Raw genomic sequence first — 15,445 nt, forward strand, 5'->3', positions numbered from 1 at the left:
CTGAGGCTCAGAGTCTAATCAGACTTCAAGGTAGTTGAGGATCCCGTCCGCCGCTTTACGGCCTTCGGCAATCGCGGTGACCACCAGGTCAGAACCGCGAACGATATCGCCACCGGCGAAGATTTTCGGGTTGCTGGTCTGGAACGCGTTGTCGCTGCCTTCCGGCGCGATGATGCGGCCCTGAGAGTCCAGCTCGACGCTGTGCTTCGCCAGCCACTCCATGCTGTGCGGACGGAAGCCAAAGGCCATTACCACCGCATCAGCCGGCACCACGTGTTCAGAACCAGCGACGATCTCCGCGCGACGGCGGCCTTTCGCGTCCGGCTGGCCCATCTCGGTGCGCGCCATCTTCACGCCGCACACTTTGCCATTGGCATTCACTTCCACGCCCAGCGGCTGGACGTTGAACTGGAACTCAACGCCTTCTTCACGCGCGTTTTTCACTTCGCGTTTTGAACCGGGCATGTTCTCTTCGTCACGACGATAGGCACAGATCACGTGCGCCGCATTCTGACGAATGGAGGTTCGCACGCAGTCCATCGCGGTGTCGCCACCGCCGAGCACGACCACGCGTTTGCCTTCCATGCTGACGTAGGGCTCATCAGCTGTTTCGCCAAAGCCCATGATCTGCTTGGTGTTAGCGATCAGGAACGGCAGCGCGTCGTAGACGCCCGGGGCGTCTTCGTTGTCCAGTCCACCGCGCATCGACTGATAGGTCCCGACGCCGAGGAACACGGCATCGTACTCTTTTAGCAGGTCGTCGAGCTGTACGTCGCGACCCACTTCGGTATTGAGTTTGAACTCAATGCCCATGCCGGTGAAGATTTCACGGCGGCGGGTCATCACCTCTTTTTCCAGCTTGAACGCCGGGATACCGAAGGTCAGCAGGCCGCCGATTTCCGGATGGCGGTCAAACACCACCGCCTTGACGCCGTTGCGGGTCAGCACGTCGGCACAAGCGAGGCCCGCCGGGCCAGCGCCGATAATAGCGACGGTTTTACCGGTCGGCTTCACGCCGGAGAGATCCGGACGCCAGCCCATTTCGAACGCTTTGTCATTGATATAGCGTTCGATGTTGCCGATGGTCACCGCGCCGAACTCATCGTTCAGCGTACAGGAGCCTTCACACAGGCGGTCCTGCGGGCAAACGCGCCCGCAGACTTCTGGCAGGGTGTTGGTCTGATGCGACAGCTCAGCCGCCTCAAAAATACGCCCCTCGTTGGCCAGCTTCAGCCAGTTCGGGATGTAGTTATGCACCGGGCATTTCCATTCACAGTACGGGTTGCCGCAGGAGAGGCAGCGATCTGCCTGCGCCTTGGCCTGGCCTTCTGAAAACGGCTCGTAAATTTCCACAAACTCAATTTTACGGATCTTCAGCGGTTTCTTTGGCGGATCAACGCGCTGCAGGTCGATAAATTGATAAACGTTCTGACTCATCTTAACCCCTTACTGCGCCTGCACCCGCAGCTCAGCTGCGGAACGACTACGGTGACCCAACAGTGCTTTAACATCGCTGGACTTCGGTTTAACCAGCGCAAACTTCGCGGAGAAGGCCGGCCAGTTGGCGAGGATCTCTTCGCCACGTTGCGAACCGGTAAGCTGCACATGTTCGGTGATTAAACCGCGCAGGTGCTCTTCATGGATAGCCAGAGAATCAACGTCCAGCACTTCCACCAGTTCCGGGTTCACGCGTTTACGGAAGTCGCCATCTTCATCCAGGACATAAGCAAAGCCGCCGGTCATCCCTGCGCCAAAGTTGACGCCGGTTTTACCGAGCACGCAGACGATGCCGCCGGTCATATATTCACAGCCGTTGTCACCGATGCCTTCCACCACGGTAATGGCGCCGGAGTTACGCACGGCGAAACGCTCGCCTGCGCGGCCTGCGGCGTACAGACGACCACCGGTCGCGCCGTACAGGCAGGTGTTGCCGATAATGCTGGCTTCATGGCTGCGGAACGCAGAGCCGACCGGAGGACGAATGGCCAGCAGACCGCCCGCCATGCCTTTCCCGACATAGTCGTTGGCATCGCCGGTCAGATGCAGCTCTACGCCACCGGCGTTCCACACGCCGAAGCTCTGGCCTGCGGTGCCGCTAAAGTGGGCGACGATCGGATCCCCGGCCAGTCCCTGGTCACCATGGGTCTGGGCAATATACCCGGACAGCGAGGCCCCCACGGAGCGGTCGGTATTGCGGATATCGAACCAGAACGTTTTGCTCTGCTTTTCATCCACGTACGGTTTCGCCTGCTGCAGCAGCTGCGCGTTGAGTACACCGTTATCGAACGGTGGGTTGTTCTCGGTGCAGTACAGCGCTTTCCCCGGATGCGGCTCTGCGGTCTCCAGCAGTTTACCCAGATCCAGTTTCTGCTGTTTGGCAGTAAACCCATCCAGCTCTTTGAGCAGATCGGTGCGGCCAATCAGATCCACCAGACGCTTGACGCCCAGCTGGGCCATCAGCTCGCGGGTCTCACGGGCGATAAATTCAAAGTAGTTGGTCACTTTGAACGGCAGACCGTGATAGTGGTTCTTACGCAGTTTGTCATCCTGAGTCGCCACGCCGGTCGCGCAGTTATTCAGGTGGCAAATACGCAGGTATTTACAGCCCAGCGCGACCATCGGGCCGGTTCCGAAACCGAAGCTCTCTGCGCCAAGGATCGCCGCTTTGATGATATCGAGGCCGGTTTTCAGGCCACCGTCCACCTGCAGACGGATCTTGTGACGCAGACCGTTAGCGACCAGCGCCTGCTGGGTTTCCACCAGGCCAAGCTCCCACGGACAGCCGGCATATTTCACCGACGAGAGCGGGCTCGCCCCGGTACCGCCGTCGTAGCCGGCGATGGTGATCAGGTCGGCATAGGCTTTGGCCACGCCGGTGGCGATGGTGCCAACGCCCGGTTCAGAAACCAGTTTGACCGAAATCATCGCTTTCGGGTTGACCTGCTTGAGGTCGAAAATCAGCTGCGCCAAATCCTCGATAGAGTAGATATCGTGGTGCGGCGGCGGGGAAATCAGCGTCACGCCCGGTACGGAATAGCGCAGTTTGGCGATATATGGGGTGACTTTATCACCCGGCAACTGACCGCCTTCACCCGGTTTCGCCCCCTGGGCGACTTTGATCTGGATGACGTCGGCATTGACCAGATAGGCTGGCGTGACGCCGAAGCGGCCGGACGCGACCTGCTTGATGCGCGACACTTTATTGGTGCCGTAGCGCGCCGGGTCTTCACCGCCTTCACCGGAGTTAGAGAAACCGCCGATGCTGTTCATCGCTTCCGCCAGCGATTCGTGTGCTTCCGGGCTCAGCGCGCCGATCGACATCGCCGCGGTATCGAAGCGTTTGAACAGCTCTTTCGCCGGTTCTACGTCGTCGATACTGATTGCGTCTTCGCCTGGATTGAGCGCCAGCAGATCGCGCAGCGTGGCCGCCGGACGTTCGTTAACCAGTTTCGCGTATTGTTGATAGTCGCTGTATTCGCCGCTCTGCACGGCCTTCTGCAGGGTCTGAACCACGTCCGGGTTGTAGGCGTGATATTCACCGCCGTGCACGAACTTCAGCAGGCCGCCCTGAGCCAGTGGCTTACGTGCCAGCCAGGCGCGTTTCGACAGATTCAGCAGATCCTGCTGGAAATCATCGAAGCCGGCGCCGCCGATGCGGCTGACCACGCCCTGGAAGCAGAGATCGGAAACCTCGCGATGCAGACCGACGGCTTCGAACAGCTTCGAGCAGCGGTAGGACGCGATGGTGGAGATCCCCATCTTCGACATGATTTTGTACAGACCTTTGTTGATACCGTTGCGATAGTTCAGCATCACCGCACGGTAGGCTTTATCGATAGCTTTGCTGTCGACCAGCTTCGCCAGCGTTTCATAGGCGAGGTACGGATAAATAGCGGTCGCGCCGAAGCCGAGCAGGACCGCAAAGTGATGCGGATCGCGGGCACTGGCGGTTTCAACGATGATGTTGGCATCGCAGCGCAGACTTTTATCGACCAGACGGGTCTGGATCGCGCCAACGGCCATCGGCGCCGGTACCGGCAGACGGTCTTTGGCGATGTTGCGGTCGGACAGCACCAGCAGCACGGTACCCTCGCGCACCATTTGCTCTGCTTTGTCACACAGGGCTTTCACCGTCTCGCTGAGCGAGGCCTCTGCCGGGTTAAACGTGATGTCGAGGACGTCGGCACGATAGTGCTCTTCTTCCATCGTCGTCAGCTGTTTGAAATCGGAGTACAGCAGGATCGGCGATTTGAAGCTCAGGCGATGGGCCTGGCCTTCCGCTTCGCAGAAGACGTTCATTTCGCGACCGATGCTGGTGGCCAGCGACATGACGTGCGCTTCACGCAGCGGATCGATAGGCGGGTTAGTCACCTGGGCGAACTGCTGACGGAAGTAATCGTAGATAATGCGCGGCTGGCTGGAGAGCACGGCGAAAGGCGTGTCATCGCCCATCGAACCGACTGCTTCCTGGCCATTTTCGCCGAGCACGCGCAGGACGGAGTCCAGCTCTTCCGCGCTGTAGTTAAACTGTTTCTGGTAGCTGGCGAGCGTGTCGTCATCCAGTTGGCGGCTGCCGACTTCTTCTTCCGGCAGATCTTCGAACGGCACCAGGCGACGAACGTTTTTCTCCATCCACTCTTTGTACGGGTGGCGGCTCTTCAGATCGTCATCGGTTTCCGCCGAGTGCAGAATGCGTCCGGCGCGGGTATCGATAACCATCAGCTCGCCTGGGCCCACGCGGCCTTTCTCGACCACTTCGTCCGGCTGGTAGTCCCAGATACCGACTTCAGAGGCGCAGGTGATGAGCTTATCTTTGGTAATGACGTAGCGCGCCGGGCGCAGGCCATTACGATCGAGGTTACAGGCAGCGTAGCGGCCATCGGACATGACGATGCCCGCCGGGCCGTCCCACGGCTCCATATGCATGGAGTTAAAGTCGAAGAACGAACGCAGCTCCGGATCCATATCCGGGTTGTTCTGCCAGGCTGGCGGCACCAGCAGGCGCATGGCGCGCACGATATCCATCCCGCCGGCCAGCAGCAGCTCCAGCATGTTGTCCATTGAACTGGAGTCAGAGCCGGTTTCGTTAACGAACGGCGCGGCGTCATGCAGATCCGGGATCAGCGGGGTCTGGAACTTATAGGTACGGGCGCGGGCCCACTGGCGGTTGCCGGTGATGGTGTTGATTTCACCGTTGTGCGCCAGGTAACGGAACGGCTGCGCCAGCGGCCAGCGCGGCACGGTGTTGGTGGAGAAGCGCTGGTGGAACAGGCAGATAGCCGACTCCAGGCGCAGGTCCGCGAGGTCCAGGTAGAAGCGCGGCAAATCCGCCGGCATACACAGACCTTTATAGATGTTGACCAGGTTGGACAGGCTACAAACGTAGAAATCTTTGTCTTCCTGCAGGCGTTTTTCAATGCGACGACGCGCAATAAACAGACGGCGCTCCATATCGCGCGGGCGCCAGCCAGCCGGGGCGTTCACAAAGATTTGCTCAATACGGGGCAGCGAGGAGAGGGCGATTTCACCGAGGACGCCTTCGTTGGTCGGCACATCGCGCCAGCCGACAATCGACAGGGTCTCAAGCTGAAGTTCTTCTTCAACGATGCGGCGCGCCGCTTTAGCCAGCTCAGGATCTTTATTCAGGAACAGCATCCCAACGGCGTAGTTTTTGGCTAAACGCCAGCCGCGCTCTTCAGCAACGATGCGGAAGAAACGATCGGGTTTTTGCAGCAGCAGACCGCAACCGTCGCCGGTTTTACCATCGGCAAGGATTGCGCCACGGTGCTGCATGCGGGCCAGTGCGTGTATCGCGGTTCGCACTACCTTGTGGCTAGGTTCGCCTTCTATGTGGGCGATCAGGCCGAAACCACAGTTATCCCTCTCAAGGGATTTGTCGTACAACATATCAGTGAACCTCCCCAGGCTCTGCGGACACCCTCCGATACCGATTGCGCACAGGCACAGAAAGAGTATGGCGACGGGGTTTGCACCTCGCATTCGCCCTCTTTAAATCCTTTTCGCATCGGTACACAAGTTTGAGGACTTGCTGTTAAGAGGGAATCTCAATTACTGCATAAATATGATGAGCAGAGTGCTCATCCAGAAAGCTTCCAGCGGATTCCCAACTTATCGGGAATCCACACTTACGTCAAATGGCAATCTTATTAATACAAAAATGTGCTATACAGGTGTTAACTTGTTGTTTTAAAAATAAATAGTGCCATTTTTCGTGCTATGAATACGCCTCAGGAAGGTCAGGCTAGTGTGATCTGTCTCACTGTGCACGCGGCTTTGCATTACCGTTATGCGCTGAAATGCATGTCATCATTAGCATATTTGACTGCCATATATTTTCTAAATGGATATTAATACTGTTTTTTACCGTGAAGAAGATTAGGGCTATCCGCAGGTGAAATATAAGGAAAACTCATCACCGCAGAGGTGAATGAAATTGCAGTAATCATGATTGTTTATGCAATGAGGGTAGCCGCCGCGCTGACGATTGATCCAGGTCATCGCCGTCGGTGACAAAAAGTGGCAGGCTTGGCCCCCTTTGTTGAGGCCGGTCTATCAGATTATGCAGTTACAGAAATTAGTCAATATGTTTGGTGGGGATCTTATGCGCCGCTATGGCGAAAAGGTCCATAAGCTGACGCTGCACGGCGGTTTTAGCTGCCCGAACCGCGACGGCACGCTGGGCCGCGGCGGTTGCACTTTCTGTAATGTGGCTTCCTTTGCCGATGAGGCGCAGCAGCATCGCTCCATCGCCGAACAGCTCGCTCATCAGGCGCAGCTCGTCAACCGGGCAAAGCGCTATCTGGCCTATTTCCAGGCCTATACCAGCACCTTCGCTGAAGTGCAGGTGCTCCGCTCGATGTATCGTCAGGCCATCAGCCAGGCGAATATTGTCGGCCTCTGCGTCGGCACCCGCCCGGACTGCGTGCCGGAGGCAGTCCTCGATCTGCTGAGTGAATATCATGAGCAAGGATATGAGGTATGGCTGGAGCTGGGACTGCAAACCGCGCACGATAAAACCCTGCATCGGATTAACCGTGGGCATGATTTCGCTTGCTACCAGCGTACTGCGCGTCTGGCGCGAGCGCGAGGGCTGAAGGTCTGCGTACATCTGATCGTCGGCCTGCCCGGAGAGACCCAGGGCCATTGCCTGGAGACGCTGGAGCGGGTGGTGGCGACCGGCGTGGACGGCATCAAGCTGCACCCGCTGCACATTGTCAAAGGCAGTATTATGGCCAAAGCGTGGCAGGCCGGGCGTCTCAATGGCATTGAGCTGGAGGCGTATACCGTGACCGCCGGGGAGATGATTCGCCATACGCCGCCGGAGGTGATCTATCACCGGATATCGGCCAGCGCCCGTCGACCCACGCTATTGGCGCCGCTGTGGTGCGAAAATCGCTGGACCGGAATGGTTGAACTGGATCGCTATCTGAATGAGCAGGGCGCTCAGGGCTCGGCGCTAGGCCGCAGCTGGGCTGTGCCCCTGGCGGAGAAGTAGAAGCAGACGATGTCCGGGCCAAGGCCGGACATCGCTCTTCAGCCATTTATGCCTGACTGGCTTTCATCGTCATCCGCGGGGTTTTAATCACCAGCAGCACCAGCACGGCGCCAAGCGCGGCGATAGTGCCGGCGAGAATAAAGGCGCTGTCGAATTTGCCGGTGGACTGCACGATATAGCCCGTGACAATCGGCCCCACGATGCCGGAGACGCTGCCGATAAGATGGATAAAGCCGCTGGCGCCGCCGACGCGGGATTTATGCACCACGTCCTGAATAATCGCCCAGTAGATCGCCCCGGTCACATAGAGGAAAAAGATGGAGACCGACATCAGCAGAACGGCAGGAACGACGCTGCTAACGGTACCGGCGAGCCCCACGCAGAGCGCGGCCATTAGCAGGCATACCACCAGCACGATTTTGCGCGACAGCAGCAGCCTTCCGGTAAGGTTAAATATTTTATCGGATATATAACCCCCCAGCGCCAGACCGACAAAACCGACGATCCACGGGATCATGGTGGTGAGACTCATCTGTTTAATATCCAGATGGTGCTGCTGGACCAGATAGGACGGAAACCAGCTGAGAAAGAAAAACAGAATATAGTTGTAGCAGAAGAAGGCAAATGCCGTCACCAGAATAATAGGCTGCTTGAGATAATAACCCAGTGAGTGGGCCGTTTGATTTTCTACGGTTTCCAGGGCGTCCTCCTCTTGCTTCATTTTATTAATGAGCATGAGCTCTTCCTGACTGACATGCTTATGTTTGTCAGGCGAGTTGGCGGCAATAAAAAACCACACGACCATCCACACAATACCGATGGCGAAAATAATCATAAACGCGGGACGCCAGCCGAAAGCCAGGGCCAGATAACCGACGATAGGTCCGGCGACCGCGCCGCCCAGCGGAGAGCCGGCGCTGAGGAACCCCACTGCGGTTGCTGCTTGCTTTTTAGGAAACCAGCCGTTAATCATCTTGTTCGCTGAGGCGCAAATCGGGCCCTCTGCCATCCCGAAGAGCACGCGGAGCACCAGCATGGAATAAAAGCCGGTGGCAACCGCGGTTAAGCCGCAAAACAGCGACCATAACCCAACCGCCAGGCCCATCACCAATGTGGCGCCAAATTTATCGACGGCGAGGCCGCCAATAAAATTAAAGACCGCGTAGCCGAAGAAAAAGCTGCCGAAAATCATACCAAATTGTTCAGCGTTAAGTGCAAGGTCCTTTTCAATCATCGGCACCGTAATGGATAACGCCACCCGGTCCAGATAATTTATCATATACACTAAAAATAATAACAGGACGATAATCCAGCGAATATTTTTTCCCATGATAACACCATGCTCATTATATGATTTATATCAGGCGCGGCGGATCTACAGATATCCGTCGGCCGTTATTTAAAAATAATGTCGGCTTAGCCTAATTGCAGCAGCACTTTGCAGCAGGTCTTCCGATCGTTGGCGAAAATCTCCATGGCTTCTTTCACCTGCTCCAGCGGCATACAGTGGGTGATTAACGCCTCAGGATGGATAAGGCCTTTTTCCATCCAGTCGATGACCAGCGGAAAGCGCCCGCTGTTCAGCCGCGAGGAGAAAATGGAGATCTCTTTACTGGTGATGCTTTGCTGGGTCAGCGTGGACGCCTCGCCGGAGAAACCGAGTATGCCGATGCGGGCTGCAGGGGAGGCGAGGAGGATTGCCTCCTGCAGAATGGCTGGGTGGCAGGCGGCATCAATGACCAGCGTGGGGGCTATCTGCCGCTGCGCCAGCTGATCCGCCAGCGGCTGATGGGTGTTATCGAGCGTCAGATCGGCGCCGTTGTCCCGTGCCATCTGTAGACGTTCGGCAATGCGGTCCACGACGATCACCTGCTTAACGCCATACACCCCCTTCAGCGCCTGGATCACCGTCAGGCCCATTGGGCCAGCGCCGTAAACCAGGGCGATATCCTGCGGCGTGGGCTGCAGCTGGGCGGTAATATTTGCCGCAATAGTAAAAGGCTCAACCATTGTCGCCTGACGATCGCTGATAGCCTCCGGAATGCGCCAGGCATTTTTGGCCGGCACGCAGGCATAGTCGCTGAATCCCCCATCGCGGTGCACCCCGATGACCTGGAGCTGCGCGCAAACATTCGGCCGACCAACCGAGCAGGGATAACAATGGCCGCAGCTGACCACCGGATCGACCGCGACGCGTTCGCCAATACGCGCCGGAGAGACCTGCTCGCCGACGGCATCGACAATGCCGAAGAATTCATGACCAATAACGCGGGGATATTTCGCGAAGGGGTTGTGGCCCTGATAGATGTGTACATCGGAACCGCAGATCCCGGCAAAGGCGATTTTCACCCGTACTTCATGGCTGCCCGGAACGGGAACCGGACGTGATGCAATGTTCAGTTGGCCTGGCTCTTTGACGATGACGCTTCTCATTTCTGTTCCTTCCATTGTCTGTTTCGCGAACGAATTTCGCCTGTTTTTATTACCATACAAGTATGCATTTGATCATAAATAGCTCTGGATCACATTTGGAAGAGGTCGTCAGAAAAAGCCAGACTATTATTAATCTATTGAAATAAATTGAAAAAAAATATGAATGCGCCGGGATGGGCTTGCCCGGTGCAGGAATGTGATCGTTATCACGACAGGAAAGGGCAATTCGATTATGATTACTGGTATGGTAGTAGGGTAAAAACACAAATTATGAAGCAGGTGATAACGATGCAGATGACAATGCGCTGGTTTGGGCCAGAGGAAGACAAGGTTTCATTAGAGCATATACGACAGGTGCCCGGCGTGGAGGGGGTCGTCGGCGCGCTCTATGACGTCGCGGTGGGTGAGGTATGGCCAGTCGATAAAATTGAGCGTCTGGTCAGCCAGGCCCATGCCGCGGGCCTGAAAATGGAGGTGATAGAGAGCGTCAACATTCATGATGACATTAAAATCGGCCTTCCTTCCCGTGACCGCTATATTGCCAACTATCAGCAGACCATTCGCCACCTTGCCCGCTTCGGCGTCAAAGTTATCTGTTATAACTTCATGCCGGTTTTTGACTGGATGAAGACGGATATGAACTACGTCCTGCCGGATGGTTCGTTGACGATGGCTTTTGAGAAGAAAGATATCGATAAACGGCTGGAAGACGTAGTGAAAGAGGTACTGGAGAACTCAAACGGCTTCGCCTTGCCGGGCTGGGAGCCAGAAAGGCTGGCGGAGGTGCAGACCCTGTTTGCCAAATATAGCGCGGTGGATGACCACAAGCTGCGGGAGAACCTGGTCTATTTTCTGCGGGCGGTGATCCCGGTCTGTGAAGAGGTCGGGGTGAAAATGGCGATCCATCCGGACGATCCGCCGTACTCCATTTTTGGCCTGCCGCGGGTGGTCAAAAACCGCGACGATCTGGACTGGATCTGCCGGGCCGTCGATTCGCCCGCCAACGGCATCACGCTCTGCACCGGCTCGATTGCCGAAGATCCGGATAACGATGTGTACGCCATCCTGGCCGAGTTTACCCGGCGCAAACGGATCCACTTTGCCCACGTCCGCAATATTAAGCTGATACGGGATAAAGATTTTTACGAGTGCGCCCATCCGTCAGAGTACGGTTCCCTGGATATGTACAAGGTGATGCAAGCGCTGTATGACAACGGGTTCGACGGCTATATTCGCCCGGATCATGGCCGTTTTATCTGGGGAGAGACCGGACGGCCAGGCTATGGCTTGTACGACCGCGCTCTCGGCGTGACCTACCTGAAGGGGCTCTGGGAGGCGTTAAGCAAGCGCTAACCGTTCTCCTGACCTTGCCTCTTTTTAGCGGCTGGTTCGCCTTGGCGACCAGCCGTCATATCAGCGCCTTCCCGCATTTTTTGCACAACTTACAGCGCATTGCTCAGAATTGAGTATTATTGTGCGGAGTTGTCGTGAAGGAATCCTCTATGAAGCAAATTCGTATGCTGGCGCAGTATTATGTCGACCTGATGATGAAGCTGGGTCTGGTCCGCTTTTCGATGCTGTTGGCTCTTGCGCTGGTGGTGCTGGCCATTGTGGTACAGATGGCGGTCACCATGGTGCTGCATGGCCAGGTAGAAAGTATCGACGTTATCCGCTCTATCTTCTTTGGTCTGTTGATTACCCCCTGGGCGGTCTACTTTCTCTCGGTGGTGGTGGAGCAACTCGAAGAATCTCGCCAGCGTCTTTCGCGGCTGGTGGACAAGCTGGAGGAGATGCGCGAGCGCGATCTGAAGCTGAACGTGCAGCTGAAAGATAACATCGCGCAGTTGAATCAGGAGATAGGCGAACGTGAAAAAGCAGAAGCCGAGCGCGAGACCACTCTCGAGCAGTTGAAGATCGAGATGAAAGAGCGTGAAGAGACGCAGATCCAACTCGAACAGCAATCCTCCTTTCTGCGCTCTTTCCTTGATGCTTCCCCGGACCTGGTCTTCTATCGCAATGAAGATAAGGAGTTTTCAGGCTGTAACCGGGCGATGGAGCTGTTGACCGGCAAAAGTGAGAAACAGCTGATCCATCTCAAACCGCAGGACGTCTATAGCGAAGAGGCCGCAGAAAAGGTGCTGGAAACCGACGAGAAGGTGTTCCGCCACAATGTATCGCTGACCTATGAGCAGTGGCTGGACTATCCCGATGGCCGCAAAGCGTGCTTCGAAATCCGCAAGGTCCCGTACTACGATCGCGTCGGTAAGCGTCGCGGCCTGATGGGCTTCGGGCGCGATATCACCGAACGAAAACGCTATCAGGATGCCCTCGAGCGCGCCAGCCGGGATAAAACTACCTTTATCTCGACCATCAGCCATGAGCTGCGTACCCCGCTAAACGGGATCGTCGGGCTGAGCCGTATTTTGCTGGATACCGAACTGACCAGCGAGCAGGAGAAATACCTGAAAACCATCCATGTCTCGGCGGTGACGCTGGGGAATATCTTCAATGATATTATCGACATGGATAAAATGGAGCGCCGTAAGGTACAGCTCGATAACCAGCCGGTGGACTTCACCAGCTTCCTTGCCGACCTTGAAAACCTCTCCGGTCTGCAGGCCCAGCAGAAGGGCCTGCGCTTTGTGCTGGAGCCGAGCCTGCCGCTACCGCATAAAGTGATCACCGACGGTACGCGTTTGCGCCAGATCCTGTGGAACCTTATCAGCAACGCCGTGAAGTTTACCCCCCAGGGCGGCGGGGTGAATGTCCGCGTGCGCTATGACGAAGGCGATATCCTGCACTTCGAAGTGGAAGACTCCGGAATTGGTATTCCTGAAGCGGAACAGGACAAAATTTTCGCCATGTATTACCAGGTCAAAGACAGCCACGGCGGCAAACCAGCCACCGGAACCGGCATTGGTCTCGCCGTCTCGCGTCGCCTGGCGCGCAATATGGGCGGCGATATCAGCGTAACCAGCCAGCCGGGTAAAGGGGCGACCTTTACGCTCACCGTCCATGCGCCTGCCATTGCGGAAGAAGTGGAAGATACGTTGGCGGAAGACGACATGCCATTACCCGCGCTTAACGTGCTGCTGGTGGAAGACATTGAGCTCAACGTCATTGTGGCCCGTTCGGTGCTGGAAAAGCTGGGCAACAGCGTGGATGTCGCCATGACCGGGAAAGCCGCGCTGGAGATGTTTGAGCCAGGCGAGTACGACCTGGTGTTGCTGGATATTCAATTGCCGGATATGACGGGGCTGGATATCTCTCGCCAGCTAAAACAGAACTTTGCCGCGGATGAGCTGCCGCCGCTGGTGGCCCTGACCGCCAACGTACTGAAGAATAAGAAAGAGTATCTCGACGCCGGGATGGACGATGTGCTGAGCAAGCCGTTGTCGGTGCCAGCGCTCACGGCCATGATCAAGAAATTCTGGGATGCGCCGGAAGAGGAAGCGCAGGAAGCGCCGGCGGCCGATCTGCATAAAGCCGACGCGGTGCTGGATACCGATATGCTGGAGCAATATATCGAACTGGTGGGACCGAAGCTTATCAACGATGGCCTCGCGGTGTTTGAGAAGATGATGCCGGGCTATATGTCTGTCCTCGAGTCCAATCTCACCGCCCGCGATCAAAAAGGGATTGTCGAAGAGGGGCATAAGATCAAAGGGGCGGCGGGTTCTATTGGTCTGCGCCACATCCAGCAGCTGGGGCAGCAGATCCAGACGCCGGATCTGCCAGCCTGGTCTGATAATGTCGCTGAATGGGTTGAAGAGATGAAATCTGAGTGGCAAAACGACGTGGCGGTACTGAAGGCGTGGGTGGCGAAGGCCGGGAAAAAATGACCCCGGACAGACCGGGGTGCGCGAATACTGCGCCAACACCAGGGAACTGGTGGTTGAGCCAGTGTTATTTGAGTGATGTTGTTACGTGGCGCAACCTGAGAAGTGGATTGCTCGCTCATTAAGATAGCAAAGCTTAACTAATTTGTTACATGAATCAGTAAAATATGTGAAGCATAGCGAGTAAATCGACATTTTTGACTGGTTTCAGCGAGTTGCATGGAGGAGCGAAAGCGATGAAAAAAATTGGTGTGGTACTGAGCGGCTGCGGCGTGTACGACGGCAGTGAAATTCATGAAGCGGTGATTACCCTGCTGGCGATCGCGCGCAACGGCGCGCAGGCGGTGTGCTTTGCACCCGATAAACCGCAGCGCGACGTCATCAACCATCTGACGGGGGAACCGCTGACGGAGCAACGCAATGTGCTGGTGGAAGCGGCGCGAATTGCCCGCGGCGACATCTTACCGCTGACGCAGGCGCGTGCGGAGACGCTGGACGCGCTGATCGTCCCCGGCGGCTTCGGCGCGGCGAAAAATTTAAGCAGCTTCGCCGCCGAGGGCAGCGAATGTCAGGTGGACCGCGATCTGCAGGCTCTGGCACTGGCGATGCATCAGGCCGGCAAACCGCTGGGTTTCATGTGCATTGCCCCGGCGCTGCTGCCGAAGATTTTTGCGTTTCCGCTGCGCATAACCATCGGGACCGATCTCGATACTGCCGATGTGGTCGAAGAGATGGGGGCGGAGCACGTGCCTTGTCCGGTCGACGACATCGTGGTGGATGAAGAGAACAAAGTGGTCACCACCCCGGCGTATATGCTGGCAGAGAATATTGCTCAAGCCGCCACCGGGATCGAAAAGCTGGTCGCCCGCGTGCTGGCGCTGAGCGCATGAGGCTCCGCGTTGCGCCCTTTGCGCTGCTAAAACGACTGGCGCTGCGTCTGCTGCTGATCGCCGCCGTCTTATGGGGCGGGGGGATCGCGCTGTTTAGCGTGCTGCCGGTGCCGTTTTCGGCGGTGATGCTTGAGCGGCAGGTGAGCGCCTGGCTCTCCGGAGATGTCCACTATCTGGCGCACTCTGATTGGGTCGGCATGGATGAGATCTCTCCGTGGATGGGGCTGGCGGTGATTGCCGCCGAAGATCAAAAGTTCCCGGAACATTGGGGGTTCGACGTATCGGCGATAGAAAAAGCGCTGGCGCACAATGAGCGTCATGATACCCGCATCCGCGGCGCGTCAACGCTGTCGCAGCAGACGGCGAAAAACCTGTTTTTATGGGATGGCCGCAGCTGGTTGCGTAAGGGGCTGGAAGCCGGGCTGACGGTCGGTATAGAAACCGTCTGGAGTAAAAAGCGGATCCTGACCGTCTACCTGAATATTGCCGAGTTTGGCGATGGGATATTTGGTGTGGAAGCGGCCGCGCAGCGCTATTTTCATAAGCCTGCCAGCCAGCTGACGCCGGGGGAAGCGGCTCTGCTGGCCGCGGTGCTGCCAAATCCGATCCGCTATCGCGCTGACGCGCCTTCGGGCTATGTGCGCAGCCGCCAGGCTTGGATCTTACGCCAGATGCGACAGCTGGGCGGGGAAGGGTTTATGCGCGAGCATAAGCTGTATTAGCGCGTGAATCCGGCGCCGGGGCTGGCACTGTCGCCAGTCGGCCGT

At 56.9% G+C, this 15,445-nt stretch carries 9 protein-coding genes; 5 read left to right on the plus strand and 4 right to left on the minus strand.

All coding sequences use genetic code 11. The features are described from left to right. Positions 1–18: 18 nt before the first annotated feature. Positions 19–1,437 carry a glutamate synthase subunit GltD gene (gltD, locus tag SP68_RS02425; protein ID WP_008806661.1) on the minus strand — a complete coding sequence of 473 codons (1,419 nt, stop codon included), beginning with the start codon at positions 1,435–1,437 and terminating at the stop codon, positions 19–21. Positions 1,438–1,446: 9 nt separating this feature from the next. Further along, entirely contained in the window at positions 1,447–5,907 is a 4,461-nt protein-coding gene (gltB, locus tag SP68_RS02430; protein ID WP_008806660.1) for a glutamate synthase large subunit, read from the minus strand. Positions 5,908–6,580: 673 nt separating this feature from the next. Here gltB and mnmL point away from each other — a divergent pair. Then, on the plus strand, positions 6,581–7,516 hold the full coding sequence (mnmL, locus tag SP68_RS02435; protein ID WP_032736465.1) for a tRNA modification radical SAM protein MnmL/YtqA: 936 nt from the start codon (positions 6,581–6,583) through the stop codon (positions 7,514–7,516). Between the two features lie 46 nt (positions 7,517–7,562). Here mnmL and SP68_RS02440 read toward each other — a convergent pair whose 3' ends face one another. After that, positions 7,563–8,846 carry an MFS transporter gene (locus tag SP68_RS02440; protein WP_008806658.1) on the minus strand — a complete coding sequence of 428 codons (1,284 nt, stop codon included), beginning with the start codon at positions 8,844–8,846 and terminating at the stop codon, positions 7,563–7,565. Between the two features lie 86 nt (positions 8,847–8,932). Continuing rightward, the gene (locus tag SP68_RS02445) at positions 8,933–9,949 is read right to left on the minus strand and encodes a Zn-dependent oxidoreductase (RefSeq protein ID WP_012967168.1); all 1,017 of its coding nucleotides are present in this window, start codon (positions 9,947–9,949) and stop codon (positions 8,933–8,935) included. Between the two features lie 288 nt (positions 9,950–10,237). Between SP68_RS02445 and uxuA the strand changes: the two genes are divergently transcribed. From uxuA to mtgA, 4 genes are all read left to right on the plus strand, one after another. Next, the gene (gene uxuA, locus SP68_RS02450) at positions 10,238–11,302 is read left to right on the plus strand and encodes a mannonate dehydratase (protein ID WP_008806656.1); all 1,065 of its coding nucleotides are present in this window, start codon (positions 10,238–10,240) and stop codon (positions 11,300–11,302) included. Positions 11,303–11,451: 149 nt separating this feature from the next. Then, entirely contained in the window at positions 11,452–13,791 is a 2,340-nt protein-coding gene (arcB, locus tag SP68_RS02455) for an aerobic respiration two-component sensor histidine kinase ArcB (RefSeq protein WP_012540466.1), read from the plus strand. A gap of 233 nt (positions 13,792–14,024) precedes the next feature. After that, positions 14,025–14,678, plus strand: a complete 654-nt coding sequence (elbB, locus tag SP68_RS02460; protein ID WP_008806654.1) for an isoprenoid biosynthesis glyoxalase ElbB — start codon at positions 14,025–14,027, stop codon at positions 14,676–14,678. Then, on the plus strand, positions 14,675–15,400 hold the full coding sequence (gene mtgA, locus SP68_RS02465) for a monofunctional biosynthetic peptidoglycan transglycosylase (RefSeq protein ID WP_039102571.1): 726 nt from the start codon (positions 14,675–14,677) through the stop codon (positions 15,398–15,400). Before elbB ends, mtgA begins: the two co-directional genes overlap by 4 nt. Positions 15,401–15,445: the final 45 nt, after the last annotated feature.

Source organism: Klebsiella variicola (assembly GCF_000828055.2).
GTDB lineage: Bacteria > Pseudomonadota > Gammaproteobacteria > Enterobacterales > Enterobacteriaceae > Klebsiella > Klebsiella variicola.

Bases quoted from the DNA above. Each gene is read 5' to 3' on its own strand.
- SP68_RS02445 (WP_012967168.1), bottom strand. From the start codon at position 9,949: ATGAGAAGCGTCATCGTCAAAGAGCCAGGCCAACTGAACATTGCATCA.
- gltB (WP_008806660.1), bottom strand. From the start codon at position 5,907: ATGTTGTACGACAAATCCCTTGAGAGGGATAACTGTGGTTTCGGCCTG.
- mtgA (WP_039102571.1), top strand. From the start codon at position 14,675: ATGAGGCTCCGCGTTGCGCCCTTTGCGCTGCTAAAACGACTGGCGCTG.
- mnmL (WP_032736465.1), top strand. From the start codon at position 6,581: ATGCAGTTACAGAAATTAGTCAATATGTTTGGTGGGGATCTTATGCGC.
- arcB (WP_012540466.1), top strand. From the start codon at position 11,452: ATGAAGCAAATTCGTATGCTGGCGCAGTATTATGTCGACCTGATGATG.
- SP68_RS02440 (WP_008806658.1), bottom strand. From the start codon at position 8,846: ATGGGAAAAAATATTCGCTGGATTATCGTCCTGTTATTATTTTTAGTG.
- elbB (WP_008806654.1), top strand. From the start codon at position 14,025: ATGAAAAAAATTGGTGTGGTACTGAGCGGCTGCGGCGTGTACGACGGC.
- uxuA (WP_008806656.1), top strand. From the start codon at position 10,238: ATGCAGATGACAATGCGCTGGTTTGGGCCAGAGGAAGACAAGGTTTCA.
- gltD (WP_008806661.1), bottom strand. From the start codon at position 1,437: ATGAGTCAGAACGTTTATCAATTTATCGACCTGCAGCGCGTTGATCCG.